Here is a 15213-nt window from a genome sequence, read left to right on the forward strand (position 1 = left end):
CGGATATTTTTCCGATGGGTATGGGGCCCACGTGCCGGCTCTTTTCTGGGCGTCGCTGGGGGCAAGGCTGTCAAGTTTCGGCTTGCCGATAGTTTCAGATATCCGGTTTGGGGTGGCATTGGTGTAATGAAGCGGCTGAACCTGGAGAATCTGCACATCCTGGTTGTCGATGATAACGCATTCATGCGCAATCTGATGTCGGTTATTTTAAAGGGACTTCGGGTCGGTCGGGTGCAGATCGCCGATAACGTGGATGGCGGCCTGGATATCGTTAAGAGATTTGCAGTGGACATCGCCTTCGTCGATTGGAACATGCCCACACGGGACGGTCTGGATTTTGTCCGCACCGTTCGCCAGGGCGGCGGCGGAATCGCACCGTTCCTTCCCGTCATCATGCTGACCGGACATACCGAACAGAACCGGGTGATCGAGGCACGGGATGCCGGAGTCGACGAGTTTCTGGCCAAGCCCATTTCGGTTTCGTCGGTCTACCGTCGGATCTACTCGGTGATCGAACGCCGTCGCTCCTTTATCCGCACGGGAAGCTACTTCGGACCGGACCGTCGCCGTCACGATATCCCCATGTTCGCCGCGCTGAAACGGCGAAAGACCGACATCGAGGCCCCTGCCCCCATGATGCCCGTCCCCGAGACGATGCCCAGCATCGGCCTTGAAAGCAAGGCGCCCCCGGTGGAGAAGCCGGTCAAGGAAGCGGTTTCCGAACGGCCTCGTCCCGACGACCCCAACGCGATGAGCCAGCGCGAGGTCGCGGCCAAACTCAGAAAGAAGCCGTAGCGCCCCCCCAATGGCAGGCAGGGCGGGAATCCCCCGGAAAGACGGCGATCACCGTTTGCCGGGACTCCGCCTCGAACGCAAGGCGTCGAGGAGTTGATCCGAGGAAAGAGCCCGCGTGGATGCTGGGACTTCGGGCGAGGGCCCCGCCGGCGGCGCAAGAGCTCCCGCGGAGGCCGCTTGTTGTTCCTCCCGCAACATCGCCAGGAGAGGGGCCTCGGGGATGGGAGGCAGAGGATCGACCGACGTGTCCGGCCATCCCCCCTCCGCCCCACGCATTGCCCCCATGAGCGGGTCATGCCCCGGCGAGGCGGGCGAAAAGGATGGGGACGCCGAAGCCGCGGGAGCGGAAGGCGGCCGGCCCGGCATCGCCAACGGAGGCGGCGGCGCCGTCGTGTCCGCCCCTCGCAGCCGAGCCAGGAGTTGGTCCTGAGATTGTGGAATGGTGGGCTGCGGCGGCGGCGAGGGGGGAGCCGGTATCGGTGACGGCGTTGGCGGGGTGGCCGGCTTGGGTGGAGGCGGTTCGGCGGGGGCCGGCTTGGGTGGAGGCGGTTCGGCGGGGGCCGGCACGGGCGGAGGCGGTTCGGGAGCAGCAGCCGCCGACGGAGGCGCCTCGGGGACGTTCGGCTTCGGGACAGGCTTTGCGGGTGCCGACGCGGGAGAATCCGGCGGTCGCCCGGCGGCGGGCGTTACGGGGGAAACCGAAGACTCATCCGGCGGCACGGATGGAGCGGGAGCCGGCCTGACGGGCCCGCCCGGAGCGTCCAAATTTCCTGTCTCCCTTCCCTTGGTCGCGGCGGCATCGCGATCCGCCTTCGTTTTCGCCACGAATTCGGCCAGTTTCTGAATGGAAAGCTTCGATTGCCCCTGTGGCGGAACGGAAGAAGCGGGACTGGCCGCAGGAGGTGCCGGAAGCGACCCATCGGCTTCTTCACGATCCGCAGGTGCCGGGGAAACGGGCGCGACATCGACGGCGGGTCCTGCCGGAGACTCCTCGGCCGCCTCGATGTCCTCGTCTTCCGGCGGCGCCCCGGGTGAGGATGGAGAGGCATTCCCGGAACGTCTCCGGCTATTTACCGGCATGAGGGTCTGGCGGGAGGAGTACAGTCGGTGGCTGACATCCGGCCTTCGCGGAGCGCCATCGGGACTGCCGCAAAGACGCCGAAGCACGCGGAGCAGATCCTGGGATCTGCCGTGGCTTCCGATCATCTCGTCGACCCCGGCTTCCTTGGCGGTCTCCATGAATTCGATGCCGATATCGGCCTGATCCGCGATCAATACGACGATTCCGGAAAATCCGTTCCGGCGCGCCTGCTTCACGAACTCCATGCCGTTGGCCGGCGGCAAGAAGGCATTGCAGATCACGATGTCGATGGGAATCTTGGAAAGCTTATCGAGGGCGTCGGACGACGAACGGCTTTGAACGACGGACGACACCTTTGCCGCCCGCAGGAACAGAAGTAGGGAGGGGTCGGGAGACGCGTAGAGAATCCGTTTTTCGGTTAGGTCGTACAATAGCCCCGATCCTCGCGAACCTTGCCGGTGCCCGGCATCCTACACGCCGGGAGCCTGACCCGCATCAAGCGATCTTGTGGGAAGGACCTGATAGCAGACGGCATCAACCTCGGTTCCCTTGTCATCGCCCATGAGCTTCCAGGCACGCTGCACCTTGACGAACTCGAACGGAGCCCCCTCCGCCAATAGACGGGAATGAAGTTCCTCGAGAACCAGGACTTCTCCCCGCTGCCCGATCGGATCGAGTCGCGCGTTCGGCGCGATCGAGTTGAGGATCAATTCCACATTATCGGTATCCATGTCGCGACGCACGGTAATTTCACCCCAGTTGACGCCCGCATAGGAATGAACGCCGAGCTTGCCCAAGACCGTCAGATAATTGGTCGCGTGAATCAATGCCGCCACGGAATTTTGAAACGTCATGACGATCACGTCGCCCGCCAACGCCTCGGCGGCGGCGCCCTCGACATGCCGGACATTGGTATCGTACCGCCGAAGCAGCCCGAGGAATTCCTGCTTTTCCTTCGGCGTGCGCCTGGCGAAGCCCACCACATGAAACAACAGGATGGCCGCATCGCGCGTCTCGTAAGTGAAGTAGGCCCGGTCGTCTTCCGGAACCTCGTCGACGGGATATTCGTCGACGGAAGGGGGCTCTTCCGGAACGGGAACCTCCGGCGCCGGGGGCCGCACCGGCTCCAGTGCTTTGGGTGGTGGCGGGGCCCGTCGATCCTGGATCGACGGGCGGTCGAGAACGGTGGCCGTAAGATTGGCGCCGTCGAACTTGGCACCGCTGATCTCGGCGCCCGCCAGGTTCGCCCCCTGAAGGTCCGCCTCGCGCAGATCGGCCCCCGCGAGAATGGAATTCGCCAGATTGGCGCCCGACAGCAACGCTCCGGACAGCCTCGCGCCCGACAGGACGGCACCGTACATGTCGGCCCCCGTAAGATTCACCTTGCCGACCAGCGCGGCGCCGGACAGGTTGGCCCGCCGCAAAATCGTACCGGACAGGTTGGCCCTGAGCAGATAGGCTCCCGCCATGTTGGCGCCCTCCATCTTGGCGCCGCCCAGGTTGACTTCCTCGAGATTGGCTCCCGACAGATTGGCGAGCGTGCAATCCGCCCCGCTCAAATCGGCCCTCTTGAGATTGGCGAGCGGCATGAGGACACCGCCGAGATTCATCCCCGCGAGCTTGGCTTCCTCAAGATCGGCTTGCGCGAGATCGGGCACGACATCAGGCTCGCGCTCGCGCCAAGCATTCCACTTCTCCGCTCCCTGGGCGATGTTCTGTAGATGTCGGATATTCGGCATCACGCTCCCCGTCCGGGAAAAAGGCGAGGACCGAACGGCCCCCCCCCGGAAGCCGGCCCGAACTCCGGCCGGCCAATACTATCAACGGGCCTCGGGTCCGGTCAATTTCAGATCGGCACCCCCCGCGCCCCCACCCGGACATCTTCATACATCTCATTGATATAAAGCGTCTTTCCCGTCATCCAAGGACGGCATCGGGTGACTGCGTCAAGCGTTATGCCAATCCATGCGGGAAGAAAGCCGACGGCGTATCCGGCCGAATCGCCACCTCATTCTTCGCACCAATGAATCCCCGATCAGATCCTCATTTCGCGCCGTACATTGGCGAAGCCGCGGAAAAGCCGATCGTATCGTCGCATCCCCTTTCGAAGAACAGGTCGGCAAGTTCGTCCATGACCCGGCGGTTGGCTTCCGCGATCTCATACTCCTTCCCGACCATGAACGGGACATAGCGATGGTCCTCGATCTTGATGTGGTTGAACAGCCAGGATTTCATTAGGTCCAGAACGTCGCTGGCGTTCACCGCGGATGGGGCCGCGGCATGCAGGGCGAGTAGCTCGCCCAGGCGGGCCTTGAAGCGTTCGTGCACGCGCACATGGGCGTCCAGTCCGGGATACCCCACCGCGGCCATCAGATACTCTTCGCGGAGGAAATGGTACTTGGCATATTCCGTCAAGGCGGTCAGCACGCTGGCGACGCTCTCGACTCCGTGGTCGCCTTCGATGGCGTCGTCGAGAAGATTGATCAGCGCGACAAGGGTCTGGTGGTCAAGATCGATCTCGACCACGCCGACGCTCAGATCATCGGTAAAAAGCAATTCTCCCACCGCACCGCTCCTTCCCCACCGGAGACTTTCCCCCACATTGTCACGTAATGATGAAAGGGACCGCCGTCAACAGGTGGCGCAACGGAATCTGCCCCACGCGCCCCGCCCCATTTTCGGGGCGGGGCGCGGGCCCGCATCAAGGATCAACCCGGACGCGCATTGTCGGGAATATCCCTTTCTTCGCACGCGGGAACGAGGCGATATGGATCAGAATATCAGGAGACCGACATGGCGGACGATCAGAGCCAATATCCATGCGAAAACGAACGAGTAGCCGACAGAGAAGGCCGCCCATCCCCAACGCCCCGACTCGCGGCCGATGACGGCGATGGTGGCGAGGCATGGGGCGTAGAGCAGGGTAAAGATCATGAAGGCCAGGGCCGTCGACGTCGACATCGCCGCCGCCAAGGCTTTGGTCAGGTCCACCGATTCCTTTTCCTGGGCGAAAATCACCGCGTAGGTGGCCACGACCACCTCCTTGGCCACGAACCCCGTGAGAGCGGCCGCCGTTTCCCGCCACGAGAACCCCAGCGGCTCGAGCACCGGTGCCACGAGGTGGGAAACAACCCCAAGGTAGCTCTTTTCCAGCTTTTCCTGAGCCTGAACGGCCTTCAGCTTGTTGAGCGCCAGGGTATTTTCCTCGCTGGCCGGCTGCGCTTCGACCGCGGCGATGGCGGTCTCGAAGTCCTGGGAATAGGCGATGTCGCGCGGGAATTCCTGCAGGAACCAGATCACGATCGACCCCACCAGGATGACACCCGTCACCTTGGCGATGAAACCCTGGGCGCTGTCCCACATGTGGTGCAGGACCGAATGCAGGGTCGGCAGACGGTAGGGCGGGAGTTCCATGACATAGGCCTCGCCACCGCTGCCGGGAATGATCCGGTTCAGCAGCACCGCCGACAGCATCGCCGCGGCGATGGAAAGCATGTAGATGCCGAAGACCACGGTTCCCGCCGCCTCGGCGAAGAAGGCGCCGGCGAACAGGATGAACACCGGCAGGCGGGCCGAGCAATTCATGAACGGCGCGATCAGCATGGCGATCAATCGTGCCCGCGGATTGGTGATGACGCGCGTCGCCATCACGGCGGGAACGTTACACCCGAATCCGGCGACCATGGGGATCAAGGTGGTGCCGTGCAGGCCCACCCCATGCATCAGGCGATCCATGAGGAAGCTGGCGCGGGCGATGTAGCCGGTACCGCTCAGCACGGCCATGAAGAAGAACAGGATGACGATGTTCGGCAGGAAAACGATGGTCCCGCCCACGCCGGCGATGACGCCATTGACGATCAGGTCGCGGGCCATTCCTTCGGGCATCGCCGATTCGACTCCCTGGGAGATGGCCTCGACCCCCGCCTTGATCCAATCGGTCGGCACGGAACCTAAGGAAAACGTCGTCTCGAACATCACCCACAAGATGGCGAGCAGGAGAGGAAGGCCCAGCGTGCGGTGGAGGAAAATTCCGTCAAGGGCCTTGGTCATCTTGAAGCTGGTGGTAGGCTCGTTGTCCTGGTGACGCACCTCGGAAAGCAAGCCATGGGCGAAGGCGAACCGCGCCGACGCGAACATCATGGCCGGGTCCTCGTCGTGTTCGTGAACGAGGGCCTCCCGCTCCCGCAGGATTTCGCCAATCAGCGTCTCGTGATTGCTTTCGCGACGGACGATCTCGTCGTCTCCTTCCAGCAGCTTGATCGCAAGCCAGCGCGACTGGGCCGGAGACAATTCGTGAGGGTGCAGCTTCTCGAGGTGCTCCTGGACACGGACGATCGCCTGCTCCAGGTGCTTGTCGTAGTGGAGGCGGATGGGAAGACGGGCCGACGACGTGGCGTAATCGACAATGGCGTCGAGCAGTTCCGAGACGCCCTCGTCCTTAATGGCGCAGGTCTCCAAGACCGGGGAATCGAGCGCCGATGCCAGCGTCTGTGTATCGATGCGAATACCCGCCCGGCGGGCTTCATCCTTCATGTTCAAAACGGTGATGCGCGGGATGCCGGACTCGATCAGCTGCGTGGTCAGAAACAGGCCGCGATCCAACTGCCCGGCGTCCAGCACATTGACCACGATGTCGGGCGGTTCCGTATTCAGATATTCGCATCCCGGCCGATCGTCGGCCGCCCCGGAAGACAGGGAATAGATGCCCGGAACGTCGACGATGTTGATCTCGACCCCTCGATGGGACACCTTGCGGGCGACCTTGGAAGCCGTCACACGGGGATAATTGGCGACGCTTTCCCTGGCTCCGGTCAAGCAGTTCAGCAAACTGGTCACGCCAGCGTTCGGGTTGCCCACCAGGGCAACCGTGACGGTCGAGCTCATCGGTCGAGTCCCTCTATTCGGAATGGAATCTGGAGCTATTTCAGGCGAACCAGGATCGCCCGCGCTTCCTTGCCGCGAAGACCGAGCGGATAGCCCTTGACGATATAGGTGCGCGGGTCGCCTAGCGGCGCCGTGCGATCGATCCTGACGTCGGCATCGCGCACCATGCCCAGCGACATCATGCGCCGCTTGAACACCGGGTCCGGGCTCTCGATGGAGACGACGACCCCCGCCTGTTCCGGCCCCAAATCCGCGAGAGTGAGGAGATTGTCCACGCCGCCACTTCCCTTCGAAACATCCGCCCGCATGACCATACAGCTCCCTTTGTCTCTGACCAGACCCGTCGGCGACTGCCGTCCTGGAATGATAGCGACAATAATTATCATCTTGCCGCTGTCAAGCCCAAACTGGCTGGCCCTTCGTCGTGGCGGTCATGGGTGGCTCTTGCGACGCTCTCTTCCACGATAGGCCGCATCATGGCGGCGGCGGCGGTCGGGACCGAAGAAGTCCTTCGCCCGGACGAAGGGACGCGGTCGCAGAATCACGGCGGCCAGACGGCTGTAGAGGCCCTTTGCCGTCACGGGCTTGACCAGAAACTCGTTGATGCCGGCGTTAAGAGCCGCCAGCACCCGATGTTGTTCCGAATGCCCCGTCACCATGACGATGGGAGTATACGGGTTCACGCTGTCCGGATCGGATCGGATATTGTGCGCGAAGGTGATTCCGTCCATCTCCGGCATGTTCCAGTTGGTGATGATGATGTCCGGAGAAAAGCCGCCGCGGAGCACCTCAAGAGCCTGAACCCCATTTTCGGCCTCGCGTATGTTGCGGCAATGAAACGCAGACAAGACCGTCTTTGTGATACTCCGCATGAACTGGTTATCGTCGACTACCAGCATCCTAAGGAAAGACAGGTCAAGGCTAGTCGAATTCATGGCATGGGATCCTCGTCCCGTACGCTAGATGATATCATAGGCTCGCAGTGCCCATATTTTGCCGTTCACGATCTTCCCCCCATGAACGGATCGTTTTCCATGTCATCGAAATCAATATCGTCCAGGGATACGAAATGGACGGATTCGGCTGCCGCCTCGGCCTCGGGCGTGTTGGCCACGTAGGGGGCGAAGGCCTTGTCCTCGGACATGATGTGCTCGACAAGCCAGTCCTTGAGAAAGACGTAAAGATCGTCGATGTCCACCGAGGCCGGGTCCGCCATGAAACGCGACCGGTACTGCTCCACGGATTCCTTGAGACTCTCGTGGATACGATGATGGGCCGCCAGCCCTGGGTAGCCCCCCGCCGCCTGAACGAGTTCCTCGCGGGTGAAATGGTAGTCGGTGTAATGGCCGAGAACATTGAGAACGGTGCCGATCACGGAAATCGGCTCAGGGCCATCCTTGGCCTTGACGATCTGGTTGAGAAGGTCGATCAGAACCTTGTGATCCGCGTCCACCGCCGGTATGCCGACGCTCAAATCCTCGGTCCAGTGGACCAGTTGAAGTTCTGTGCCCATCGTTCCTGTCAACCGCCTTCCAATGATGCGCAGGCCGATGATCCGACCCCCCGGACCGTCGCGACGGGTCCCAGACCCGAACGCAGCCCCCTGGGCATCCCATGCCTTTACACATCAAGGGCGGCCCCCACGTGCCATTGCCCAAGCAGAGGAACCATAGCCGATTCCCTCGGGATTGGAAAGAATCGCGCTTTTGTCCGGCAGTGACGACGCGCTCGCGGGCCGCAACATCCGCAATCCATTGAGCACCACAAGCAGCGACACCCCCGAATCGGCAACGATGGCCCCCCAAAGGGTGGCCACATCGACCATGGCGAGCAAGGTGAACAATGCCTTGACCCCCAGGGCGAAGCCGATGTTCCAGCGAATCAGGCCCATCATGCGCCGCGAATGCTGGATCAGCCATGCCAAGCGGGTCAGATCGTCGGACATCAGCGCCAAGTCCGATGTCTCGATGGCCGCGTCGGTGCCCGCCACGCCCATGGCGATGCCAAGGGACGAACGCGCCATGGCGGGCGCATCGTTGACGCCATCCCCGACCATGGCCACGTGGCCATGTCGCCGTACCAACTCGTCGATGGCGGCACTCTTGTCCTGGGGTAACAATCCCGCCCTGACTTCATCGAACCCCAGGGCGGCGCCAACCCGGTCGGCGGCAGCCGCGTGGTCTCCGGTCAGAAGGATCATGGTGGATACCCCCGCTTGGCGCAGGGAGGCCAGCGCAACGCCCGCCTCAGGACGGATAGGGTCCTCCAGGGCCATCAGGCCCAGCACACGATCCCGATCGCCGACGGCCACCACGGTCCATCCTTCTTCCGCCAAACCGTCGGCCGCTTCGCGCACGGCGGACGTCTCGGCGCCCCGTTCCGCCATGAACCGGGGAGAGCCTAGCCAGACGGCGGATACGCCGATGCTTCCTTGAACCCCCTTGCCTGGAAAGGCGCGAACATCATCGGCCGGGGGCGGCCGGATACCCTGGGCGGCCGCACATTCGACGATGGCGCGGGCCAACGGATGGGTACTGCGGGATTCCAGCGCCGCGGCGACATGCAGGACCTCCGCTTCGCTCCCCCCGTCCAGCGCGAGCACCCGTTTGACACCGGGACGCCCCAGGGTAACGGTCCCCGTCTTGTCGAAGGCGATGGCGGCGATGCGCGACGGAGCCTCCAGGTGCTCTCCTCCCTTGACCAGGACCCCTGCCCGCGCGGCCGAGGCCATGGCGGCCACGACCGTCACCGGAGTAGAGATCACCAGTGCGCAGGGACAGGAAATCACCAACAACACCAGCGCCCGGTACACCCAATCGGGCCATGCTCCTCCAAACGCCAACGGCGGAATCAAGGCCACCGCGACCGCGCAGGCCAGCACGAAGGGCGTATACACGGCGGCAAAGCGGTCGACCCAACGTTCCACCTTGGACCGGCGGCTCTGGGCTTCATCGACCAACCGGGCCACACCGGCCAGGGTGGTCTCTTGGGCAAGCTTGGAGTTTTCCACTTCCAACACGCCGTCCGCATTGATCGTCCCCGCGAAGACATCGGCGCCGGGACCTTTGAATATCGGCATGCTTTCCCCTGTGATGGGGGCCTGGTCGACCATGCTTTCTCCGGCCACGACCCGCCCGTCCAGGGGAATGCGCTCGCCGGGATGAACCAGGAAGATGGCACCCACGGCGACATCGGCCGGAGAGACGATGGTTTCGCGACCATCCGGCCCCTTCACCCTGGCGACAGGCGGGGCCAAATCCATCAGCGCGGCGATGGCACGCCGGGCGCGCCCGGCACTCCAGCCTTCCAGTGCCAACGACAGGGCGAACAAGGCCGAGACCATGGCCGCCTCCAGCCAGTCTCCCAGGGCCACGGCACCGAACACCGCCATGGTCATCAGCAGATTCATGTCGGGACGGAAGGATCGGGCCGCACGAATCGCCCTCGGCAGCACCATCCATAGCCCCACCGCCATCGCCAGCGCCTCCGCGGTCCGGGCCGGGACCACCGCGGAGTCGAGCCAAGTCTCCAGTCCCCATCCGACCATCGCGGCCACGCCGCTGATGGCCGCCATCCATGCCTGAAGCCGGCGACGGGAAGCTTCGTCACGCCCCCTATCGACGGCCGAAGTCGCCTGCCATGGATCGGCCTCCATGCCGGTGCGGGCAACGGCGGCAATCACCTTGTCCTGGGAAATCCCATCGGCCTTGATGGACATCCTGCCGTTCAACAGGTCGAAGGATAAATTGTCCTCCCCCCCGACCAACGGACCGACCGCCGCTTTCAGAACCCTCACCTCCTCCAGGCAACACATGCCGGTGACGCGAAAGGATTGGCCTTCGATCGCCGCGGATGCCGGAACCTCCGGTGAAACGGGGGCCGGAGCGCCACAGCACCCGGATCCACTGCAGCGGGTCGCGGTCGACGTCATGACAAGTTCCTCCGGCTGGACAGAAATTCCTCTTGCGCCCATGATGGACCCTGGAGCGGCTACAGGGTCAATGGGCCATGAAAGAGAAATCCGCGATCAGCATCGGTCTGCTGGGCAAATGGACCGGCGTGAATATCGAGACCATCCGTTACTACGAGAAAATCGGCTTGCTCCCCGCGCCCCAAAGGACGGCGGCCGGCTATCGCCAATACGGCGAAGATCATGTCCGGCGCCTCCGATTCATCCGTGGCGGCAGGGATCTCGGGTTTGCCATCGAGGATATTCGCGCCCTTCTGTGGCTGGCGGATCATCCGGAACAATCGTGCGAGGATGCCGATCGGCGCGTTGTCCGGCACCTGGAGGAGGTGGAAAGGAAGATCGCCGACCTTACCCGCCTGCGGCGCGAACTATTGCGCATGGCGAACTGCACCGGCCAAGTAGCCGCCGAGTGCCGAATCATCGATGCGTTGACGGTCGGTTGAGGGGAGCCCTTGACGGCATCGCCGCTTCCATGCGTAGCTTTCGCCGGGGCTGAACGGTTTCCTCAATCGGCTTAGAATGGAGAGGTCGTGGAGGGAGCGCTTGCGACAAGGTTGGATGATGGATTGGTATGGGTTTGGCCAACGGGCAAGGACGCTCGTCGATCTGTGGAACACGAGGACGGCCGAGAGCCGCTCCCGCGTCCTGTCGGAAATCCGCGAACAGGCCTTGCTGGCACTTTGGGTTCTTGAACTCCTGCCCCCCCGTGACGAAACCAACGACCGGAATGAACTGGCTTTCGCGTTGGCGCAGACGGCCGGCCAGGGCGGGGGACCTTCCCTTCAGATCTTGACCCATCGGGCGGAAGAACTGGCCAAGCAATGGCAGGAAGACTCCATGGAGGTGCGGGCCCGGGTCCTTCGCGAAATCCACCGGGACGGCGCCTTGGCTCTCTGGGTCTTCGACTTGTTGCCTTCTCTGGAGACCAGCGGCGCCCGATCGGAATTGGGAAGCTCCCTGGTCGCTCTGTATGACACCATGGAAGCGCGCAAGGGCTCGGTTCCCGCCCCCGCTCAAAGCCCGTGAGCGGAATTTGTCGGCGGGCTGCTTCCTTTTCGCCTCCTAATCACTCTGTTTTGGACGGCCTCAGGCACAGTATCGCTAGTCTCCGACCTTCAGCCGGTATCCCACTCCCGGATCGGTGAGGATCAGGGTCGGCTGGGCGGGGTCGGGTTCCAGCTTTTGACGAAGCTGGTTGATATAGACCCGCAAGTAGGCGGTGTCCTCGACATGGGCCGGCCCCCAGACCTCCCTGAGGATCAGCCTGTGGGTGAGCACACGGTCGGGACGGCCGGCCAGGAAGACCAACAGGTCCCATTCCTTTTTGGAAAGCCGGATTTCCTCCCCGCCCCGCAGCACCAGCCGCCGCCCGATGTCGATCCGGATGGGGCCGAGATCCAGCATGTCGGCCGCTCCGCGTTCCGCGTGCGGCCGGAGCGAGGCGCGGACACGAGCCATCAATTCGGCGATTCCGAAGGGCTTGACCACGTAGTCGTTGGCCCCCCGGTCCAGGGCCTCCACCTTGTCGGACTCGCCGGCCCGCACCGACAACACGATGATCGGCAAGGCCGAGAATTCGCGCACCGCCGTGATCACCTCCTGACCGTCCAGGTCGGGCAGGCCCAAGTCGAGGATCACCAAGTCCGGTGCCTGGTCGCGGGCCCCCCGGATGCCGGCGGCGCCGGTCTCCGCCTCCAGCACGTCGTAGCCGTTGGCGGCCAGGGAAATGCGCAGGAACTTCCGGATCTGTGGTTCGTCATCGATGACCAGAATGCGGTTTCCCATGCCTCAAGCCTCATCCTCACCGGCATTCAGGTCAAGTTCTGGGGGCAGCGGCAGGTGGACGACGATGCAGGTGCCGGACCCGTGCAGGCCGGACTCCACGTGGATGGTGCCCCCATGGGCCTCGACGATCCCCCGGCAAATGGCTAGGCCAAGGCCCGTTCCCGCCTGGCTATCGCTCTGGGCCACTCGGTAGAACATGTCGAAGACTTTCTCCCGGTCCTCGGGAGCGATGCCCGGCCCCTCGTCGCAAATCTCGACCGCCACATGGGCGGCCGTCCGGCGGGCCCAGACTTTCACCAGCGTGCCGGCAGGCGCGTACTTGCAGGCATTGTCCAGCAGGTTGAAGAAGGCCTGCTCCATCAGCACGGCGTCCAGGCTGAGAAGCGGCATGTCCGGGGCGATGTCGATGCGGAGTTCGTGGGAACGAGCCACCCGCTTGGCGCGCCGCACCGCCGCCGCGACGATGTCGCGCAGGTCCGCCCAGTCGGCCCTGGGCTTCAGGGCCCCTGCTTCCAGGCGGGTCATGTCGAGCAGGTTCTGGACGAAACGGTTCAACCTCTCCGCCTCGTCCTCGATGCTCTGGGCCAGGTCGTGGCGGGCGTCCGGGGACAGTTGTTCGCCGTAGGAGATCAGGGTCGAGGCCGCGCCCTTGATCGAGACCAGGGGCGTACGCAGATCGTGGGAGAGGGACGACAACAGGGCCGAGCGCAGGCGTTCGCGCTCGGTAGCCACCCGAGCCGCCTCGACGTCGGCCACCAGGTTGGTGCGTTCGATGGCCATCGCCGCCTGGTCGGCCAGGGTTTCCAGGAGGCGAGTTTGCTCGGGTGTCGGCGTTTCGGCCCCCTCCGGCATCCGCACCCCGAGCACCCCGACGGGCCCGCTCACCGACTTCATGGGCAGGAACAGCCACTCGGCGGTAGGCAAGGTGGCCGAACCCCGGCCCGCCGGCTGCCCATGGGTCCAGGCCCAGCCGGCCGCGCCCACCGACTTCTCGTCGATCTGATCCTCGGGCGGATAGCCGGCAGCGATGGCCAGGCCATGCGCGCCCGGCAGCAGGACGAGGGACCGGCCGCGAAGGGTGGAAGCCACATGATGAACCACGGCCCAGAGGACGTCGTCCAGCGTGGCGGCGGCGCCGATGCGACGGCCGAAATCGTAGAGGTTGGTGGTTCGCTTCGCATTCTCGCGCGCCGCTTCCATCTGGGCGCGCAGGCGGCTGGCCATGTTGCTGACCGCTACGGCCGCGATCAGGAAGAAGACCACCGTCAGGATGTTCTGGGTATCGGTGATGGCGAAGGAATAGCGGGGTTCGGTGAAGAAAAAATTGAAGGCAAGGAAGCTCGCCACCGACACGAGCACCGCCGGTCGCAATCCCACCGTCATCGCCACCACCAGCACGGCCATCAGGTAGGCGACCGAGATGTTGGCGACCGGCAGCCAGAGGTCGATCAGAAATCCGGCCCCCGTCGCGGCGACCGTTCCCGCCAGGGCCACGAGGTAGCCCAGTCCTTCGCGAATCGACGGCTTGACGCGGGGACGGACCGGGGCGGACCGGGGACGGCTCTCCTCCTCGCCACCCACCACGAGGACATTGAACTCGCCGGCCCGTTCGATCAGGCGGTCGGTCACCGATTTCCCCAGCCGCCAGCGCCGCTTCTTGGTGCGCCCAACCACGATCTGCGTCGCGTTGCGCTCCCTGGCGTAATCCAGGATTGCAGCCGGCACATCGTCCCCCTGGAGAACAGCGGTCTCGCCGCCCAACTGGGAGGTGAGGCGCATGGCTTCGGCTACCCGGTCCTTGTCCTCGTCGTTAAGGGAGTGATCGCGCGAGGTCTCGACCGTGACGGCGACCCAGGCGGCGGAACGCCGTTCTGCCGACCGCTTGGCAACCCGCACCAGGCGCGTGGCTTCCACCCGCTCGTCGATGCAGACCAGAATGCGTTCGCGGGCGGGCCAGGGTCCCGCGATGGCATGGGCCCGCATGTAGTCGACCATCTGCTTGTCGACCCGCTCGGCGGCATGGCGGAGCGCCATCTCGCGAAGGGCGGTCAGGTTGCCGGGCGAGAAGAAGTGGTGGACGGCGCGGCGGGCCTGTTCGGGGACGTAGACCTTGCCTTCGTGCAGGCGCTTGATGAGGTCTTCGGGCGGCAGGTCGATCAGTTCGATCTCGTCGGCGACGGTAAGCACCCCGTCGGGCAAGGTCTCGCGCACCTTGACCCCGGAAATCTGCTCGACCACGTCGTTCAGGCTTTCCAGGTGCTGGATGTTGAGGGTGGTATAGACGTCGATGCCGGCCGCCAGCAATTCCTCCACGTCCTGCCAGCGCTTGACGTGGCGCGAGCCGGGCACGTTGGTATGGGCAAGTTCATCCACCAGGGCGATGGTGGGCCGGCGCGTCAGCAGAGCGTCCAGGTCCATTTCCCGGAAGGTCCGGCCCCGGTAGTCGACGACGCGGGGCGGCAACAGCTCCAGGCCTTCCAACAGGGCCTCGGTCTCGCGCCGGCCGTGGGTCTCGATGACCCCGGCGACGACGTCGCCGCCTTCGCGCCGACGCTCGTGCGCCGTTTCCAGCATGGCGAAGGTCTTGCCGACGCCGGGGGCGGCGCCCAGGAAGATCTTCAAATGCCCGCGCCCCTCGCGCCGGGCTTCGGCGAGAAGGGCATCGGGGGACGGACGGGTTTCGTCGTCGGTCATGCCG

Annotated in this window: 13 protein-coding genes; 4 read left to right on the top strand and 9 right to left on the bottom strand. The window is 64.2% G+C overall.

Going from position 1 to position 15213, the window contains the following annotated elements; all coding sequences use genetic code 11:
• On the top strand, positions 1–795 hold a 795-nt coding region (locus H7841_10375), incomplete at its 5' end, for a response regulator (protein ID MEO5337284.1).
• 1107 nt (positions 796–1902) lie between these two features.
• Positions 1903–2256 (top strand): hypothetical protein, encoded by a 354-nt coding sequence (locus H7841_10380; GenBank protein ID MEO5337285.1) that lies wholly within the window; start codon positions 1903–1905, stop codon positions 2254–2256.
• 90 nt (positions 2257–2346) lie between these two features.
• Here H7841_10380 and H7841_10385 read toward each other — a convergent pair whose 3' ends face one another.
• The 7 genes from H7841_10385 to H7841_10415 all read right to left on the bottom strand — a co-directional run bounded on the left by H7841_10385 (position 2347) and on the right by H7841_10415 (position 10556).
• Positions 2347–3615, bottom strand: a complete 1269-nt coding sequence (locus tag H7841_10385; GenBank protein ID MEO5337286.1) for a pentapeptide repeat-containing protein — start codon at positions 3613–3615, stop codon at positions 2347–2349.
• A 304-nt stretch (positions 3616–3919) separates the two neighbouring features.
• A complete protein-coding gene (locus H7841_10390) occupies positions 3920–4441 on the bottom strand; it encodes a bacteriohemerythrin (protein ID MEO5337287.1) in 522 nt (173 codons plus the stop codon).
• A 207-nt stretch (positions 4442–4648) separates the two neighbouring features.
• Positions 4649–6760, bottom strand: a complete 2112-nt coding sequence (feoB, locus tag H7841_10395) for a ferrous iron transport protein B (GenBank protein MEO5337288.1) — start codon at positions 6758–6760, stop codon at positions 4649–4651.
• 35 nt (positions 6761–6795) lie between these two features.
• A complete protein-coding gene (locus H7841_10400) occupies positions 6796–7035 on the bottom strand; it encodes a ferrous iron transport protein A (protein MEO5337289.1) in 240 nt (79 codons plus the stop codon).
• 156 nt (positions 7036–7191) lie between these two features.
• A complete protein-coding gene (locus H7841_10405; GenBank protein ID MEO5337290.1) occupies positions 7192–7659 on the bottom strand; it encodes a response regulator in 468 nt (155 codons plus the stop codon).
• 101 nt (positions 7660–7760) lie between these two features.
• Positions 7761–8273 carry a bacteriohemerythrin gene (locus tag H7841_10410; GenBank protein MEO5337291.1) on the bottom strand — a complete coding sequence of 171 codons (513 nt, stop codon included), beginning with the start codon at positions 8271–8273 and terminating at the stop codon, positions 7761–7763.
• 114 nt (positions 8274–8387) lie between these two features.
• A complete protein-coding gene (locus H7841_10415; protein ID MEO5337292.1) occupies positions 8388–10556 on the bottom strand; it encodes a heavy metal translocating P-type ATPase in 2169 nt (722 codons plus the stop codon).
• Between the two features lie 212 nt (positions 10557–10768).
• On the opposite strand from H7841_10415, the gene H7841_10420 reads away from it, so the two are divergent.
• Positions 10769–11173: a helix-turn-helix domain-containing protein gene (locus H7841_10420; protein MEO5337293.1), complete on the top strand. Its 405-nt coding sequence runs from the start codon at positions 10769–10771 to the stop codon at positions 11171–11173.
• Positions 11174–11288: 115 nt separating this feature from the next.
• Complete coding sequence (locus H7841_10425) at positions 11289–11756, top strand: hypothetical protein (protein MEO5337294.1); 468 nt, start codon at positions 11289–11291, stop codon at positions 11754–11756.
• 75 nt (positions 11757–11831) lie between these two features.
• On the opposite strand, the gene H7841_10430 is transcribed toward H7841_10425, so the two are convergent.
• Positions 11832–12515 carry a response regulator gene (locus H7841_10430; protein MEO5337295.1) on the bottom strand — a complete coding sequence of 228 codons (684 nt, stop codon included), beginning with the start codon at positions 12513–12515 and terminating at the stop codon, positions 11832–11834.
• A 3-nt stretch (positions 12516–12518) separates the two neighbouring features.
• A complete protein-coding gene (locus H7841_10435) occupies positions 12519–15209 on the bottom strand; it encodes a sensor histidine kinase KdpD (GenBank protein ID MEO5337296.1) in 2691 nt (896 codons plus the stop codon).
• Positions 15210–15213 lie beyond the last annotated feature (4 nt).

This window comes from Magnetospirillum sp. WYHS-4 (assembly GCA_039908345.1).
Classification (GTDB): domain Bacteria; phylum Pseudomonadota; class Alphaproteobacteria; order Rhodospirillales; family GLO-3; genus JAMOBD01.